The 15,825-nt window shown below is 58.4% G+C and carries 15 protein-coding genes; 6 read left to right on the forward strand and 9 right to left on the reverse strand.

Annotation, left to right across the window (positions count from 1 at the left end):
- Window positions 1-11 precede the first annotated feature (11 nt).
- The gene (locus AC2FJE_RS07230; protein ID WP_282151670.1) at window positions 12-920 is read right to left on the reverse strand and encodes a DMT family transporter; all 909 of its coding nucleotides are present in this window, start codon (window positions 918-920) and stop codon (window positions 12-14) included.
- 40 nt (window positions 921-960) lie between these two features.
- Window positions 961-1,560 (reverse strand): L-lysine exporter, encoded by a 600-nt coding sequence (gene lysE / locus AC2FJE_RS07235; RefSeq protein WP_496755083.1) that lies wholly within the window; start codon window positions 1,558-1,560, stop codon window positions 961-963.
- Between the two features lie 86 nt (window positions 1,561-1,646).
- Between lysE and AC2FJE_RS07240 the strand changes: the two genes are divergently transcribed.
- On the forward strand, window positions 1,647-2,543 hold the full coding sequence (locus AC2FJE_RS07240; protein ID WP_282151672.1) for a LysR family transcriptional regulator ArgP: 897 nt from the start codon (window positions 1,647-1,649) through the stop codon (window positions 2,541-2,543).
- Here AC2FJE_RS07240 and AC2FJE_RS07245 read toward each other — a convergent pair.
- The gene (locus tag AC2FJE_RS07245) at window positions 2,540-3,811 is read right to left on the reverse strand and encodes an MFS transporter (RefSeq protein WP_282119075.1); all 1,272 of its coding nucleotides are present in this window, start codon (window positions 3,809-3,811) and stop codon (window positions 2,540-2,542) included. The genes AC2FJE_RS07240 and AC2FJE_RS07245 overlap by 4 nt on opposite strands.
- A gap of 156 nt (window positions 3,812-3,967) precedes the next feature.
- Complete coding sequence (locus AC2FJE_RS07250; protein ID WP_058275643.1) at window positions 3,968-4,708, reverse strand: YebC/PmpR family DNA-binding transcriptional regulator; 741 nt, start codon at window positions 4,706-4,708, stop codon at window positions 3,968-3,970.
- A 110-nt stretch (window positions 4,709-4,818) separates the two neighbouring features.
- Here AC2FJE_RS07250 and AC2FJE_RS07255 point away from each other — a divergent pair, with 110 nt between their 5' ends.
- The 4 genes from AC2FJE_RS07255 (at window position 4,819) to AC2FJE_RS07270 (ending at window position 9,945) form a co-directional block, all read left to right on the forward strand.
- The gene (locus AC2FJE_RS07255) at window positions 4,819-6,591 is read left to right on the forward strand and encodes an SLC13 family permease (protein ID WP_108859384.1); all 1,773 of its coding nucleotides are present in this window, start codon (window positions 4,819-4,821) and stop codon (window positions 6,589-6,591) included.
- A gap of 16 nt (window positions 6,592-6,607) precedes the next feature.
- On the forward strand, window positions 6,608-7,342 hold the full coding sequence (locus AC2FJE_RS07260) for a glutamine amidotransferase (RefSeq protein ID WP_282168877.1): 735 nt from the start codon (window positions 6,608-6,610) through the stop codon (window positions 7,340-7,342).
- A 72-nt stretch (window positions 7,343-7,414) separates the two neighbouring features.
- Window positions 7,415-8,272, forward strand: a complete 858-nt coding sequence (locus AC2FJE_RS07265) for a bile acid:sodium symporter family protein (RefSeq protein ID WP_282168878.1) — start codon at window positions 7,415-7,417, stop codon at window positions 8,270-8,272.
- Window positions 8,273-8,283: 11 nt separating this feature from the next.
- Window positions 8,284-9,945, forward strand: coding sequence for an FAD-binding dehydrogenase (locus AC2FJE_RS07270; RefSeq protein WP_496760821.1), 1,662 nt, complete (start codon window positions 8,284-8,286; stop codon window positions 9,943-9,945).
- A 14-nt stretch (window positions 9,946-9,959) separates the two neighbouring features.
- On the opposite strand, the gene AC2FJE_RS07275 is transcribed toward AC2FJE_RS07270, so the two are convergent.
- The 3 genes from AC2FJE_RS07275 to AC2FJE_RS07285 form a co-directional block, all read right to left on the reverse strand.
- A complete protein-coding gene (locus AC2FJE_RS07275; RefSeq protein ID WP_496755089.1) occupies window positions 9,960-10,700 on the reverse strand; it encodes a YbaY family lipoprotein in 741 nt (246 codons plus the stop codon).
- Window positions 10,701-10,798: 98 nt separating this feature from the next.
- Window positions 10,799-12,577 carry an SLC13 family permease gene (locus AC2FJE_RS07280; RefSeq protein WP_496760822.1) on the reverse strand — a complete coding sequence of 593 codons (1,779 nt, stop codon included), beginning with the start codon at window positions 12,575-12,577 and terminating at the stop codon, window positions 10,799-10,801.
- Between the two features lie 90 nt (window positions 12,578-12,667).
- Window positions 12,668-13,483 carry a TIGR00282 family metallophosphoesterase gene (locus AC2FJE_RS07285; protein WP_496755093.1) on the reverse strand — a complete coding sequence of 272 codons (816 nt, stop codon included), beginning with the start codon at window positions 13,481-13,483 and terminating at the stop codon, window positions 12,668-12,670.
- Between the two features lie 89 nt (window positions 13,484-13,572).
- Between AC2FJE_RS07285 and AC2FJE_RS07290 the strand changes: the two genes are divergently transcribed.
- The gene (locus tag AC2FJE_RS07290) at window positions 13,573-13,806 is read left to right on the forward strand and encodes a putative hemolysin (protein ID WP_058275635.1); all 234 of its coding nucleotides are present in this window, start codon (window positions 13,573-13,575) and stop codon (window positions 13,804-13,806) included.
- Between the two features lie 5 nt (window positions 13,807-13,811).
- Here the strand turns inward: AC2FJE_RS07290 and AC2FJE_RS07295 are convergent, their stop codons facing one another.
- The gene (locus tag AC2FJE_RS07295) at window positions 13,812-14,375 is read right to left on the reverse strand and encodes a 5-formyltetrahydrofolate cyclo-ligase (protein ID WP_058276815.1); all 564 of its coding nucleotides are present in this window, start codon (window positions 14,373-14,375) and stop codon (window positions 13,812-13,814) included.
- Window positions 14,372-15,766 (reverse strand): magnesium transporter, encoded by a 1,395-nt coding sequence (gene mgtE / locus AC2FJE_RS07300; protein WP_282151683.1) that lies wholly within the window; start codon window positions 15,764-15,766, stop codon window positions 14,372-14,374. The genes AC2FJE_RS07295 and mgtE overlap by 4 nt, the downstream gene beginning before the upstream one ends.
- Between the last annotated feature and the right edge of the window lie 59 nt (window positions 15,767-15,825).

Raw genomic sequence — 15,825 nt, forward strand, 5'->3', positions numbered from 1 at the left:
GCCGTCAACGGTCAGAGTTTGGGTGCGATACTGGGGGTCGTCAAGCTGCTGCGGTTCAAAACCGCTTCGCGCCAGGCAATGAAACTGACCGCCAACAGAATCACCGTACCACCCGCGACAACCCAAATGTCGATGCTTTCGTTGAAGACCAGCGCGCCCAACAGGGTGGCCCAGATCAGCTGCAGGAATGTAACCGGCTGTGTGACCGCGACCGGGGCCGCCTTAAGTGCGATCGTCATGAAATAGTGGCCCGCCGTGGCAAAACTGGCCACCAGAAACAGCACGCCGAGGTCGCGCAAGCTGGGCGTGGTCCAAACTGCAATCGCAAAGGGGATCAAGGCTATGGTCACCCAGATCGACATATGCGCCACAACGACCGACGGCGGCAGATCACGCACAAGCACTTTGGCGATCAGATAAGATCCGCCCAGGGTCAGGGCCGTGCCCAGCATGGTGATATGACCCAGTGAAATCTCACGAAAACCCGGCCTTAGGATTATCAGAACGCCAACCAGTGCCACGCCAATCGCGGCGATCCGACGGATGGCCAGCTTTTCGCCCAGAAACAATGCGGCCCCCAACGTGACATAGACCGGCGTCATGTAGTTCATCGCCGTAACCTCGGCCAGCGGGATCTGGGTCATCGAGAAGAACCACAGCATCACTGCAAATGCGTGGACGACACCGCGTGTCCCCAGCAATACGATGTGGCTGCGTGTAAGGTGGGTTTTCAACACCAGGCGCAACGCTGGCAACAGAAAGATCAAGCCGAAGGCAAAGCGTAGGAACGCAGCCTGCGTAGGGTCCATCGTGGAGCCCAGCGACTTTACCAACGCGGTCATGACCACAAACGACAAGCCTGCCGAAAACATCCAGAGCATGCCAGCTACGGGGCGGTGTTGGGCGGTTAAAGTTGACATGTTAACGGTTGAACACCGAATACTTGGTAGAGGCAACCCGTCACATCAATACGAGCTTTGCAGCAATTGCCAGCATGACCACGCCGATTACTAAATCCAGCACCTGCCACGCCCGTGGTCTTGTGAAAATTGGGGACAGCATCCCTGCCCCGTAGCCCAGCGAAAAGAAGAACACAAAGCTGGACGTCATTGCCCCAAGCGCAAAGGCCAGCCGGTCATCATACTGCGCCGAGATTGACCCAATCAGCACAACTGTATCCAGATAGACATGCGGGTTCAGCCATGTGAACGCAAGAACGGTCAGCAAAACAGATTTCAGGCTGACCCGCTTCCCTTCGCCGATCTCCATCACCGCTCCGCCGCGCCAGGCCGAATTCAGGCTGCGCAAACCGTACCATATCAGAAAGATCGCCCCGCCATACCGCATGACGGTCTCGAACCAGGGCAACGCGTGCGCCAATGTTCCGAAACCCGCAACGCCGGCGGCTATGAGAATGGCATCAGACACCGCGCAAGTCAGGCACAGTGGGAATACGTGCTCGCGCCGCAATCCCTGACGCAGAACAAAGGCGTTTTGCGCGCCAATGGCGAGGATCAGGCTGAAGCCAAGCACAAAGCCTGCGATCAAGGATGTGGACATGAAACCTCCGATAGTCTGAGGCGTTGACTACTTGCTTACCAAGCATCTATCAAATTAAAGAAACTGACCTGAATTAAGTCTGTCTAATGCTGCTGGATCCAAACCACCTGACTGCGTTGTCTGCCATCCTGCGTCATGGCAGTTTTGACGCGGCCGCCTCAGAACTTGCGGTTACGCCTTCCGCGGTTTCACAGCGGATCAAAGCGCTGGAAGACCTTGTCGGCGCAACCCTGATCAATCGGGGAACGCCCTGCACGGGTACTCCGATGGGTTTGCGCATCGCTCAACACGCTGAGGACATCGGGCTACTTGAGACGCATCTGGCCCGCGAACTGACGCTTGATCAAACCAACGGCCCCGCGCGCGTGCGCGTCGCCGTGCCAGCCGACGTCCTGGCGACGTGGTTCATCAATGTCATGTCTCAGGTCGACGGCCTGCTGTTCGATCTGGTCGTTGACGATCAGGATCATTCGGCGGAATGGCTGAGGCGCGGAGAGGTCAGCGCCGCCATAACGGTCGGAGGTGATACAGTCCCAGGCAGCGACGCCGTCGCCCTTGGCGCCCTGCGGTACATCCCCACGGCCAGCCCCGATTTCATGCGCAAATGGTTCGCGGACGGTGTAAACGTCGACACGTTGTCCCGCGCCACCTGTTTGACATTCAACCGCAAGGATGGGCTGCAAAAAGCCTGGATTACCCGGCAGACAGGTCAACGGCTATCACCCCCTTCGCATTTCCTGCCGTCCTCTCAGGGATTTGTAGAAGCGGCCATTGCGGGGATTGGTTGGGGAATGAATCCGGAAAACCTTGCGCTCTCAGCGCTGGAAGACGGCCGGTTATGCCCTTTGGTACCGGGCGCGCATCTTGACGTAGGGCTGACCTGGCAGGTGGGTCGTGTGCTATCCACGGCGTTGGCCCCGATGACTGACGCAGTCAAACGCGCCGCCAATGGTGCCCTGCTTCCTGCTGACACGGCAGACTAGGACTGAACCGCTTTTTTCTCGCTGGGAATAACAACACGGTAACAGGCGACCGCCGCGAAAACGCTTGTGGCGACGATGAAGGCGATTGCCCAGGCGACCTCGTGCAAATGCGCAACGCCTGCCAACGCGGCCGAGAGCAATACGCCAGAGATCCGGCAAATGCTCTTGATCGCTGCGGCACCTTTGACCCTCTGATCTTTTGGGGCAACGTCCAGGAAGTACAGCTTGCGGGCACTGCTGATCCCTGTCACCGCAACAGTGACAACGAACAAGGCAATGGCGTGTAAGTGAACGTCATGGTCCATGCCCAGAAAGTGCACGGACAAAAGCGCACCGCCCGTCAGTGCCACCATCAGGTTCCCGGTGACCATCACGGCGCGATGCGATTTCATGTTCACCAATTGCCACAGTGGGGCAGATACAAGATACCCCGACGCCGACGACACGATCATCGCCGTCAGCCCTCTGGCCGAATCGTGGTGCGCTTCGGCTGCGATCAGCGCAAAGAACGGTACGGACAGGGATACGACAACAAGCGGCATGCGCATGATCATGTAACGGCGGAACCAGTGCTGATCGAACATTGCAGCGATATCGGTGAAGTTATCCAGGAACTTTCGCTTCTTGACCCGTTGCGCGCCCTGTTCCTGGGTGGGACCGGCGGTTTCGGACATCATTAGAATCGACAGGCCGGATAGGACAAAGAATGTTACCGAAACGGCGATGACTGCGGAATGGCGCGAAAACGGTGGGTTTTCTTTGGTGATCTCGTGAACCAGCAACGCCAATCCGATTGCGCCCAATCCACCCACCCCCAGCTGCAGATAATGCATGATCATCCGCGATTTGGAGCGCACCTGATCGCCCAGCAGATCGGTATACATCAGCGACTGAATTTCTTCGATCAAACCGATCATGAAAAATGCCGCGACAAAAGCCACACCTATGACCGGAACAACACCTGTTGAGGCCACCAACAAAGCCAAAATCAGGCAGGCACCGATTGCGACCTCAGTCATCGCGATTGCACGTTTCTTGCGGTCACGCGCTGCGATGGGATACGCGAGGAAAACATCCGAGATCATGCTGCCAACCATCCGCACCGACACCAGCGCGCCGGCTATGTACATCGGAAGCTCAAGCGACACGGCCAGAAACGGCAAGACCACGGATGGGCTACCAAGGGTCCACGCCACCTGAGACAGAATGCTTTGCCCAGCCAGGACTGGAACGTTTCTTTTTGATGTGTCCAGTGACTTGTCAGTCATATGCGCGCTTGGGTTCCTCGGCTCGCAAAAGGGCGCGCCACTTGGGTTTGATCAATCCATGGTACTCAGTTCCACGTAACCGGCCAAGAACCCCCTGTGTCAAAAATGAAAACCCGGCCAAAGACCGGGTTTTTCGTGCTTTTCTTGCAATGCGGATCAGAGCTGAGCCATGACTTCGTCCGTGGCTTCGAAATTCGTCGTCACGCGTTGAACGTCATCGTCGTCCTCCAGCGCATCGACCAGCTTCATCAGCTTTTGCATGTCTTCCAGACCCAACTCGGTTGTCGTCGTAGGCTTCCAGATCAGCTTGGTGGAATCGGTTTCCCCCAGCGCAGCTTCAAGGGCGCTCGACACTTCGTTCAGGTCGGTATCGGCACACCAGATGATATGCCCTTCTTCCGAGCTTTCGACATCTTCAGCGCCGGCTTCGATTGCGGCTTCGAACACGGTGTCCGCGTCGCCGACGGAACCCGGATAAACCACTTCGCCCTTGCGTTCGAACATGAAGCCAACTGAACCGGTTTCGCCCAGGTTGCCGCCGTTCTTGGAAAAAGTCGAACGCACGGTCGAAGCTGTGCGATTGCGGTTGTCGGTCATCGTCTCGACGATCACCGCCACGCCGTTCGGGCCATAGCCCTCATACCGGATTTCTTCGTATTCATCGCCTTCGCCCGCCGTCGATTTCTTGATCGCGCGGTCGATGACATCTTTTGGAACCGACTGTGACTTGGCTTCTTTCACGGCCAAACGCAGCCGTGGGTTTTTTTCAGGATCGGGGTCGCCCATCTTGGCAGCGACGGTGATCTCTTTCGACAGTTTGGAAAACAGTTTGGACCGCGCGGCGTCCTGACGCCCCTTGCGGTGCTGGATGTTGGCCCATTTGGAATGGCCTGCCATGTTGCGTCCTCGTCATCGTGATTGCGTATTCGGCGCTCATATAGACGTTTGCGGGGCCAAGGATCAAGAGAGCGGCTTGCGACAGTCGCCGCGAAGGGTATGGTGGCCGCATGACGACAGACCAGATTATTCTTTTTTCCCTTTTCGCCACTGTGTTTGGAATGCTGCTTTGGGGGAAGTTTCGATACGACCTTGTGGCCTTCACCGCGCTATTGATCGGAGTTACGCTGGGTGTTGTGCCGGTCGATGACGCCTTTGCCGGGTTCGGACACCCCGCCACGATCATCGTCGCTTTGGTATTGGTTGTCTCGGCCGGGTTGGTGCGCTCCGGCGCTGTTTTCCTGATCACCCGCACGCTGGTCGATGCCTCGCGCGGGCTTGGCGCACATATCGCGCTGATGGGCGGGATTGGCGCTGTTCTGTCGGCTTTTATGAACAACGTGGCCGCGCTGGCGCTGCTGATGCCGGTCGATATCCAAACCGCGCGCAAGGCGGGGCGGCCGGTCGGTCTGACCCTGATGCCGCTGAGCTTTGCCACCATTCTGGGCGGCATGGCCACGTTGATTGGAACGCCCCCTAACATCATCATCGCATCGATCCGGGCTGAAACATTGGGTGAACCGTTCCGAATGTTCGATTTCGCCCCCGTTGGTGGATTGGCAGCGATTGCCGGGCTGGCATTTGTCGCGCTGGTCGGATGGCGGTTGATTCCCAATCGCGGAACACAGGAAGAGGCCTCGGAAACCCTTGCCGAATACATCGCGGAACTGACGGTCCCGCCAGAGTCGCCGCAAATCGGAAAACGTGTCAGCGAGCTTTATGAGGCCGCTGAGAAATCCGACGTGGCCATCATCGGCCTTATTCGAGATGGCAAACGGCGCTATGGCCGGTCGGCCCATGCTACAATCAAACCGGGCGACGCTTTGGTGCTGGAGGCCCGCCCCGAGGCGCTAGATGAATTTCGCACCGCGCTGAACCTCGATTTCTCGGATACCCGCCGTCAGGAGTTGCTGACCGCCGAAGGGGACGGTCTTGAAGTGATTGAGGTAGTTGTGCCGCTAAACGCACGCGTCACCGGTCGCACCGCGCAGGGCCTGGGATTGGCCTGGCGTCAAAGCACCGTTTTGATGGGGATTTCACGTCAAGGGCGTCGCATTACCGAACAGGTCCGTAAAACTCAGATTGAGGCAGGCGACATTCTGTTGCTGCTATGCCCACGTGACCGCAGTGCCGATGTGACCGAATGGCTGGGGTGTTTGCCACTTGCTGAACGCGGTCTGAACGTCACCGCCAACGAAAAAGCGTGGCTTGCCATTGGCTTGTTTGGTGCAGCTGTTCTGGCGGCCAGTGTCGGGCTGATCTACCTGCCCATCGCTTTGGGGCTGGTCGTTGTCGCCTATGTTCTGACCAAGATCATGCCGATTGCCGATATCTACAATCATATCGAGTGGCCCGTTGTCGTTCTGCTGGGCTCGATGATCCCGCTAGGCAGCGCGTTGGAGACGTCAGGCGGTACAGAACTGATTGCGAATGCTTTGATTCAATTGACCGACGGGCTGCCGGCCTGGGCCATTCTGACCGTGTTGATGGTGGTCACAATGACCCTGTCAGACGTGCTGAACAACACAGCCACCGCCATTGTTGCGGCTCCGGTCGGTATCCAGATGGCCCGCACGCTTGAGGTTTCACCCGACCCTTTCCTGATGACCGTCGCCGTCGCAGCCTCGGCCGCGTTCCTGACGCCGATTGGACATAAGAACAATACGCTGGTCCTGGGTCCCGGAGGGTATCAGTTTGGTGACTATTGGCGCATGGGGCTGCCGCTGGAAATCCTGATCATTGCGGTTTCCGTTCCCGCCATCCTTGTGTTCTGGCCACTGTGACGGATAAAGGCCTTTCATGAAACGCTTTCTGATCCTGCAGCTACGTCCGGAAACCGATGCCTCGGATGCCGAATATACCTCGATCCTGGACAAAACCGGGCTGACTCCCGACCAGACCCATCGTATCCGATTGGATTGTGAGGCTTTGCCCGACGATTTGAATGTCACTGACTATGCTGGGGTGATTGTTGGTGGTGGACCGGGATGCGTCAGTGACGACCCCGCAACCAAATCCGAAGCCGACGCGCGCATTGAAGGCGCCATCATGGGATTGATGCCGCAGATCATCGCACAAGATCATCCCTTTATGGGCTGTTGCTATGGGCTGGGCATTCTGGCCGCCCATCTTGGCGGTGACGTCAGCAAAGAGAAATACGGTGAACCTGTCGGACCTTCGACCTGCCACCTGACTGCAGACGGAGCGCAAGACCCGCTAACGGCAGGGCTGACCGGAACATTCGACGCCTTCGTCGGCCACAAAGAGGCCGTGCAGGCGCTGCCGAACGGGTGCATCCACCTGCTGGCCTCGGACCCCTGCCCGTTTCAGATGATCCGCTGGGGGCAGAATGTCTATGCCACGCAGTTCCACCCCGAGGCGGACGCGCGCGATTTTGAGCAACGCATCAATATCTACAAGAACCACGGCTATTTTCCGCCCGAAGACGCCCAGCGCCTGATCGACATTTGTCACGCAGCGGACGTCACGCAACCGGCCGAAATCCTCCGCAGATTTGCCGAACGCTATGGGTGACCCAACGGCGTTATTGCCTGATCCACGACCGCTCGCTTAGGGTGGCCCGAACGGCTTTGGGAGGAGTTGTTCTTGGATCTTCTAATAAATGTCGGCCTGCCGCTGTCGCTGGCCATTATCATGCTGTCTCTGGGCGTTGGGCTCGAAGTCGCTGATTTCCGCCGCGTGCTCAGCCGGCGCTATCCATTCGCCATCGGTGCGTTGTGCCAGGTTGTGTTGCTGCCGGTCGCGGCTTTTGTCACGGTCACACTTTTTGCGTTGCCACCCGAGATCGCTGTCGGCTTCATGATCCTCAGTTTTTGCCCTGGCGGTGTGACCAGCAACATCCTGTCGAAACTGGCCAAAGGCGATGTCGCCCTTTCGGTCAGTTTGACGGCCGTCATCAGCCTGCTTTCGATGGTCACCGTGCCGTTTCTTGCCGCCTGGTCAGTGAACTATTTCATGGGCGATGCGGCACCCGAGGTGTCCATTTCAGGGCTTGCAATCGCCATGTTCCTGATCACAACGCTACCCGTGGCGCTTGGCATCACACTTCGCAGCGTTGCAACAGATTTTGCAAGGCGGATCGAGCCCGGGCTGTCCAAGCTTGCGACCGTATTGTTCGTGCTGATCGTTGTGGCTGCTCTGGCTGGAAATTGGCAGCTGTTTGTCGACAACCTCGGCGTCATGGGCGCTGGGTTGATCTCGTTGAACGTCGCGCTTTTGCTGATCGGGTTGGGGCTGGCACGTGCCGCAAAGCTGTCGTGGAACGAAAGCAAGACTGTTTCCATCGAAACCGGCATACAAAACTCGACACTTGGGATTACACTGGCCGCACTGATCACCGGGACGGAAAGCGGGTTCAGCCCGCTGGCCCTGCCGTCTGCGGTATACGGAATCACGATGTATGTTGTGGCCCTGCCCTTCATCCTTTGGTTCCGCAGTCGCTGAAAGGACGTGACATGACCAACAATACTGCTGATGCCATCGTCGTGGGGGCCGGGCTTGCCGGGTTGGCCGCAGCTGCCGAACTGGGCGACCGTGGCAAGAAGGTGATCGTGGTCGACCAGGAGCCCGCGCATTTCCTAGGTGGTCAGGCGTTTTGGAGTCTCGGCGGCCTATTCATGGTCGACACGCCGGAACAGCGGCGCATGGGCATCAAAGACAGCTACGACCTTGCCTTGCGCGACTGGATGGGCAGCGCGCAGTTCGATCGTGACGAGGACGCATGGCCCAGGAAATGGGCCGAGGCCTACGTTGAATTTGCCGCCGGCGAAATGCGCCCTTGGCTGCATGACATGGGCCTGCGCTGGTTTCCGATAGTCGGCTGGGCCGAACGCGGTGGATCATATGCGGATGGTCACGGCAATTCTGTGCCCCGCTTTCATATCACTTGGGGCACCGGCCCAGGTGTTCTGGAGCATTTCAAACGCCGGGTGCGTGACCATGTCAGCAACGGATTGATCGAGCTTAAATTCCGCCATCAAGTCAGCCACATCATCATGCAGAACAGCGCTGCCAAAGGCGTCTCGGGCGAAGTTCTGGCAGACGACACCGCACCCCACGGCGCCAAGACCAACCGTGATGAGGTCGGCGAGTTCGAGTTTTACGCCCCAGCCGTCATCGTCACGTCAGGTGGCATCGGCGGGAATTTTGAAATGGTGCGCAAAAGCTGGCCACGCGACCGTCTGGGCGAGCCACCACAGGACATGGTCGCAGGCGTGCCATTCCACGTTGATGGCCGCATGATCGGCATCAGCGAAAAAGCCGGCGGCCATGTGATCAACGGCGACCGGATGTGGCATTACACCGAAGGCGTGCGTAACTGGAATCCGATCTGGCCATCACACGGTATTCGCATTCTGCCCGGCCCGAGCTCAATGTGGTTCGACGCTGAAGGCAACCGGCTGAAACCGCCATGCCTGCCGGGATTTGATACGCTAGGGACGCTGAAGGAGATCCTGAAAACCGGCCATGAATACAGCTGGTTCGTCCTGACCCAGAAGGTAATCAAAAAAGAGTTCGCTCTGTCCGGGTCTGAACAGAACCCCGACATGACGGACGGAGGTTGGAAAGAAGTTCTGTTCCAACGCATTCTGACCGGGTCCAAGGCCACCGCTCCGGTCGAGGCTTTCAAGGAACACGGCGAAGACTTCATCGTCGCCAATACCTTGACCGAGCTTGTTAACGGCATGAACCATCTGGGCGGAGGGCTGATCGATGAGGCGCATCTACGCGCCCAGATCGAGGCGCGGGATTCCCAGATCGACAACCCGTTCACCAAGGATGCGCAGATGGCCGCCATTCTGGCCGCGCGCAACTACCGTGGTGACAAACTGATCCGAACCGCCAAGCCGCACAAGTTCCTTGATCCGGCCAATGGCCCGCTGATCGCGGTGAAACTGCACGTGCTGACGCGCAAAACGCTGGGTGGGCTTCAGACCAATCTGGACAGTCAGATGGTGGGCGCAGACGGTCAGGTCGTTCCTGGCCTGTTCGCAGCCGGAGAGGTCGCGGGTTTCGGTGGCGGTGGCTATCACGGCTACAACGCGCTCGAAGGTTCATTCCTGGGCGGCTGCATTTTCTCCGGCCGCAATGCAGGACGGTCAAGGGCCGTCGCGTGACAGCCCCTTAAACCCTACTGTTCCCGGGCAAACTGCACGACGGATTGCCCGGCGTTGTCCAGCAACACCAGCGTATCGCCTTTAAAGGCATATGCTGTCACCCCCTGAAGGGCTTTGAAGAACTGCCGCTCAACTTCATCCAGTGGCGGCGGGCAGGCCATCAGGGTGGCGGCCATGTTGTCGGGGAATTCAATATTGTTGCCCGCAATCTCGGCTTTGCCGGAAAACCGGTTACATCCACCGCTGCCTGAGAACGCGCCATCATTGGCGAATGAAAGCGCGGGGCGCCTTTCGGTCTCAAGTGCTGCGCCATTCAGGCCGGTTGCAGTCCAGTTGGTGTTCTCCAGCACGGCTGCCCCGGGCGGTTGTACTTTGACCAGCATCAGATCGGTCGTGTTCCCGGCCCCATTCGTCAGAACAGGGTAGGCAGTATCGGTTGTGAACAACAGCTTGTCGCCCTGAAAGATCGAACCACGCACTACGTAGCGCATCCCCTCTTGAATAAGGGCGTCGTCATAGCTCAGCTCGAATTGTGCTGGCACTCCGGTCAGCGCATAGCGCTTTGCCGACAGGGTCACCGACGGTGCGTCCGCGCGCGAGACGTCCTGCAATTGCACGTAAAGCGTCGCATCCGGTGGTACGGCGATGCGTTCGCGATATGCTGCAGTGCCTTCGATCGTTCCGCCGATGGCCGCGCTGCTCAGCATGGCTGACGTGGCCGCAACCGTAAGCGCAGTATATCCGGTCTTGAGCATTGACGTGCTCCTTTTCGCAAAATCACTTATTCAAAACATTGTATGAGGTTTTGATTTTACAAGGACTTCGCCGGAAAACCAGCGGTTCCGTGCCGAACTCAAAGCGGCCAGATCAGAGGGATCAACAGCGAAGCCAGCAAACCCACAGTCAGATTCAGCGGCACGCCAACTTTCAGAAAATCTGTGAACCTGTACCCACCGGGGCCGTAAACCATCATGTTGGTCTGATATCCGATCGGCGTCGCAAATGAAGCCGAGGCCGCCACCATGACCGCCACGACCAGCGGGCGCGGATCAACGCCCACTGCCTGCGCCAAACCAATGGCAATCGGCGTCACCACAACTGCCACGGCGTTATTCGACACCAGCTCTGTGAGCACAGAGGTCAGCAAATAGACCGCCCAGATGATCAGGAATGGTGGCAGGGCACCAAGACCCGGCGCCACGGCTTCGACAATTAAGGAAACTGCACCGGATTTATCCAATGCCGCGCCTATAGCCAGCATTGAGAAGATGAGGGCCAGCAATCGTCCTTCGACAAAGGAAAATGCCTCATCCGCGTCGATGCAGCGCGTAATCAAAACAACCGCAACAGCCAGGATCGACAGCAGCAAGATGGGCGCAACGCCCAGCGCGGCCAGCACAACGATCCCGGTCAGCGCCCCGATGGCAATCGGCGCGTGGCTGCGGCGGAATGCGCGGGCCGAAGGTTGAGTCACATCGACCATATCCATATCGGCTGCCAGTTTCCGGATATCTGCTGGTGAACCCTCCAGTAGCAGCGTGTCACCGACCCGCACGACCAGATCATCCAATTGCCGCCCGATATTCTGGTTTCTCCGATGCACCGCCAGCACATAGACGCCATAGCGACGGCGTAAACGCATCGCGCCCAGCGTCCGCCCGACCATGCGGCAGCCCGGAGTGATCAACACCTCGACCGTTTTCGTCTCAACCGCCGAGACCTGATCGACACGCTTGAGTTCTCTATTGGATTGCAGGCTCAGCAGCTCCGTCATCTCAGTCCGAAGAACGACACGGTCGCCAACTTTCAAAGCGACGCCCTTGAGGTTGCGCCGCAACGACTCGTCGCCGCGCACGACGTCGATCAGGCGCACGCCAGGACGTTTGAACAGCTGCACGCCCGTCACCTCACGCCCGATCAGGTTGCTGTCGGGGGGAATGACAGCCTCGGTAAAGAACTTCATCTTCGACCGATCGCTAAGCATTGTCGCCATGCTGTCCCGTTCCGGCAGCAGGCGCGGCGCGACAAACCGCAGGTAGAACATGCCGTAAATGACTAGCGCAATGCCCAGCGGCGTGACCTCGAAGATCGTAAACGGGGCCATCCCCTGGGACCGCGCAACGCCATCAACCAACAGGTTGGTCGAGGTCCCGATCAGGGTCAGCGTACCACCCAGAATGGCCGCATAGCTAAGCGGGATCAGCAGTTTCGAGGCCGACACGTTCAGCGTCCGCGCGATCTGAACGAATACGGGGATCATGACGACCACGACAGGTGTGTTTGAAACCACCGCCGAGGCAAAGACAACAAAGGCCATCAGCGTCGCGATTGCGACCTTGGGACTTACCTGTGCCTGTTTCTGTGCGGTCGATGTGAATGCGTCCAGTGCTCCGGTACGCACCAATGCTCCCATGATGATGAACATCGCGGCAATCGTCCAAGGGGCCGGATTTGACAGAACGGCGAGTGCGCTTTGGTAGGGCAGAATGCCCGTCACCAGCATCACGGCCACGCCACCAATTGCGACCACTTCAGTCGGATAGGATTCGCGCAGGAACGTGATGAACATGCCTGCAACGACCAACAGCGCCAGTATCGCGCTTCCCATTTCTGTCAGTTGAAGGAATTGCATTCTTGGTATTCTGTCCGAACCCTGGCCTGGCTTACGCGCCCGTCAGGCAGTTTCACGCATTGCGCGCGACAGAGCAAGCCTGACGTGCCTTTACTGTGGGCCAGCTTGCTGTAGCCGCCCACCAATGCGCACCATTTGAACAGATTTCGCCTGACCGTCACGGTCATCGGTTTCAACGAACACTCCGCTTAGCGTGGCCTCGCCACTAGCCGGAGTGAACCGGGCTTTGGGCATACCGGTGATAAACCGGCGCATCGGTTCCAGCTTGTCCATGCCGATGACCGAGTCATAATCGCCACACATGCCCGCATCCGTCAGATAGGCCGTGCCACCCGGCAGGATTTGCGCGTCAGCAGTCGGCACATGCGTATGCGTGCCCACAACAAGGCTGGCGCGTTTGTCGCAATAGTGGCCCATGGCCATCTTTTCGGAAGTCGCTTCACAATGCATATCGACGATGATCGCCTGCGCTTGCCCGCCACGCGGGTGCGACTTCAGGATTGGTTCAATAGCAGAGAACGGATCATCAAAGGGGCGTTTCATGAAGACTTGCCCCAACACCTGAACAACCAGAACCTTGCGCCCGCCCGACGCGGTGTACAACCGGTGGCCCCTGCCCGGCGCGCCCTTGGCAAAGTTCACCGGGCGCACAATACGGGGTTCACTTTCGATGAATTGCAACATGTCCTTCTGGTCGAACGCGTGATCGCCCAGTGTCAGGCAATCGGCCCCGGCATCCAGCAGCAGCTTGGCGTGATCCCCGGTCAGACCCATCCCGTTTGATGCGTTCTCGCCATTGACCACGACAAAATCCAACCGCCATTCGTCGCGCAGACGCGGCAAATGTTGCTGAATGGCCGCGCGTCCGGCGCGGCCCATCACGTCACCCAGAAAAAGTATCCTCATTCGAACTGTCCTAAGTGTGGTATCTCTCAAGCACAAGTGGTTAAGCTGGCAGAATAAACCGCCAAAGAACATAATGCAGGAGATTTCCCATGCGCCTTGCCCTTCTGACCGCCGCCAGTTTGACCGCGCTTTCAGCTTGCGACCAACCTGCTTCAAACGACTCGTCCACCCAGCTGGCGAACCCGGCAGCAACCTTTTGCGTTGAAAGCGGCAATCGTTACGAAATCCGAGATGGCGAAGGCGGCCAGATCGGTATCTGCATCCTGCCCGATGGCACAGAAGTGGACGCGTGGGAGTACTTTCGCGAAAACAGCCCGACCTAAGGCGGTCAGGCCGAGAACGTCAGTACTCGGCTTTCAGTGATGACCATATCCAACGGCTGATCCGTGGGTTCCAACGGCAGCCCCTCGGCTTCTTGTGCGTCAAAGGCAAAGCCGATGGCCAGTGTGGGGCGCTTGGCGCGCAATCCCTCCAGCGTGCGGTCATAAAAGCCACCGCCATATCCCAGTCTTCCGCCTTGCGCGTCAAAAGCAACCAGCGGCACAACCAGAATCTCGGGGTCAAAATAGTCGTCAATTTCGGGAACCTTAGCGCCGAACGGGCCATCCTTTAGCACGCCCTCGGGCGTCCAGCGCGAAAACCGCAACGCCTGCCCGGCGGCCTGAATGACCGGCACACCGACCGGGCCATAAGCCGCGGCCTCGGCCATAGCAGGCAAAGGATCAATTTCGGTGCGGATCGGCATGTACCCCGACATCGGGACGCCACGATGCCCCGCAAGCACTTCGGACAAACGTCCGGCTGCACCCGGCAAACGCGCATCGAATGCAGCCTTCCGGCGCGCAAATGCCGCCTTACGGGCGACGGCCTTGATTTCAGTCAGATCGGTCACAGTAGCACCACGCTGGCAAGCCCAAGAAAGATGAAGAACCCCATGACATCCGTTGTGGTGGTGACGAAAGTCCCTGACGCCAGCGCCGGGTCAATGCCCAGACGATCCAGCACAACCGGTACTACCGTACCTGCGAAGCCTGCGATCGCCATATTCACGACCAAGGCCGAGCCGATCACGACACCCAACAAGGGTGAATCGAACCACATCATGCCGACAGTCCCCAAAACGGTCGCAAAGCACAGACCATTGAGTACCCCCACAAGCAATTCTCGCCGGATAACGCGCGCCACGTTCGATCCGGTCAGGTCACGCGTTGCAAGCGCTCGCACCGCAACCGTCAGCGACTGCGTCCCGGCATTACCCCCCATCGAGGCAACGATTGGCATCAGGATTGCCAGTGCCACTAACTGATTGATCGCCGCTTCGAACTGCGAGATGACCAGTGACGCGCATATTGCGGTACACAGATTGACGGCCAGCCAAGGCAGGCGCCGCCTACTGGTCGCGGCGACACTGTCGGACAACGAGCTTTCGTCGCTGACGCCGGCAAGGCGTAACATGTCCTCTTCGTATTCTTCGTCCAGAACAACCATGGCGTCATCAATGGTAATCACGCCGACCAAACGCCCATCGGCATCGACCACCGGGGCGGAAATCAGGTGGTACTGGTTAAAAGCGTAGGCCACATCCTCTTCGTCCTGATCGACGGGGATGGTATGAAATTCCTCTTCGGCGATGTCGTGCAACGGCACTTCGCGCCGGGTTGCCATCAGCTTGCCCAACGTGACCTGTGCCACCGGTTTGAGCCGCGGATCAACCAGAACAACGTGATAGAACTGTTCCGGCAAGTCATCATTGGCGCGCATGAAATCAATGGTCTGCCCCACGGTCCAATGCTCGGGCGACATGACAACCTCGCGCTGCATGAGGCGACCGGCTGAGTTTTCCGGATAGGACAGCGCCTGTTCCGCGGCGATCCGCTCGGAATCTTCCAACGCGTCCAGGATGGCTTCTTGCTGCGGCTCTTCAAGGTCTTCCAGCAGGTCGACGACGTCATCGCTCTCCATTTCCCGCACGGCGTCGGCCAGAACATCGGGGCGCAGGACACTGATAACCTCTTCGCGGACGGACTCATCCAGTTCGGATAAGATATCGCCGTCAAATTCCTTGTCGTAAAGACGGATCAAACGCCCACGGTCATAGGGATTAATCTGTTCAAGGAGGTCAGCAATGTCCGCAGGGTGCAGCGGCTCCATCAGCTCGATCAGCTTGTCGCGATCTTCCACATCAACCGCATACAGGATCGCGGCAACCATCCGGCGATCCAGCGCATAGGCGTCATCGTCGCTTGCGGAATCGATTACGGGTTCATCATAGCCTGTCGTCATGTCTGCCCCCGGTTGGTTCGCGCATTGACCCCTAATTAGAAGAAGCAGCTACCGGAAAA

This window comes from Ruegeria sp. CDSC002, from assembly GCF_059610905.1.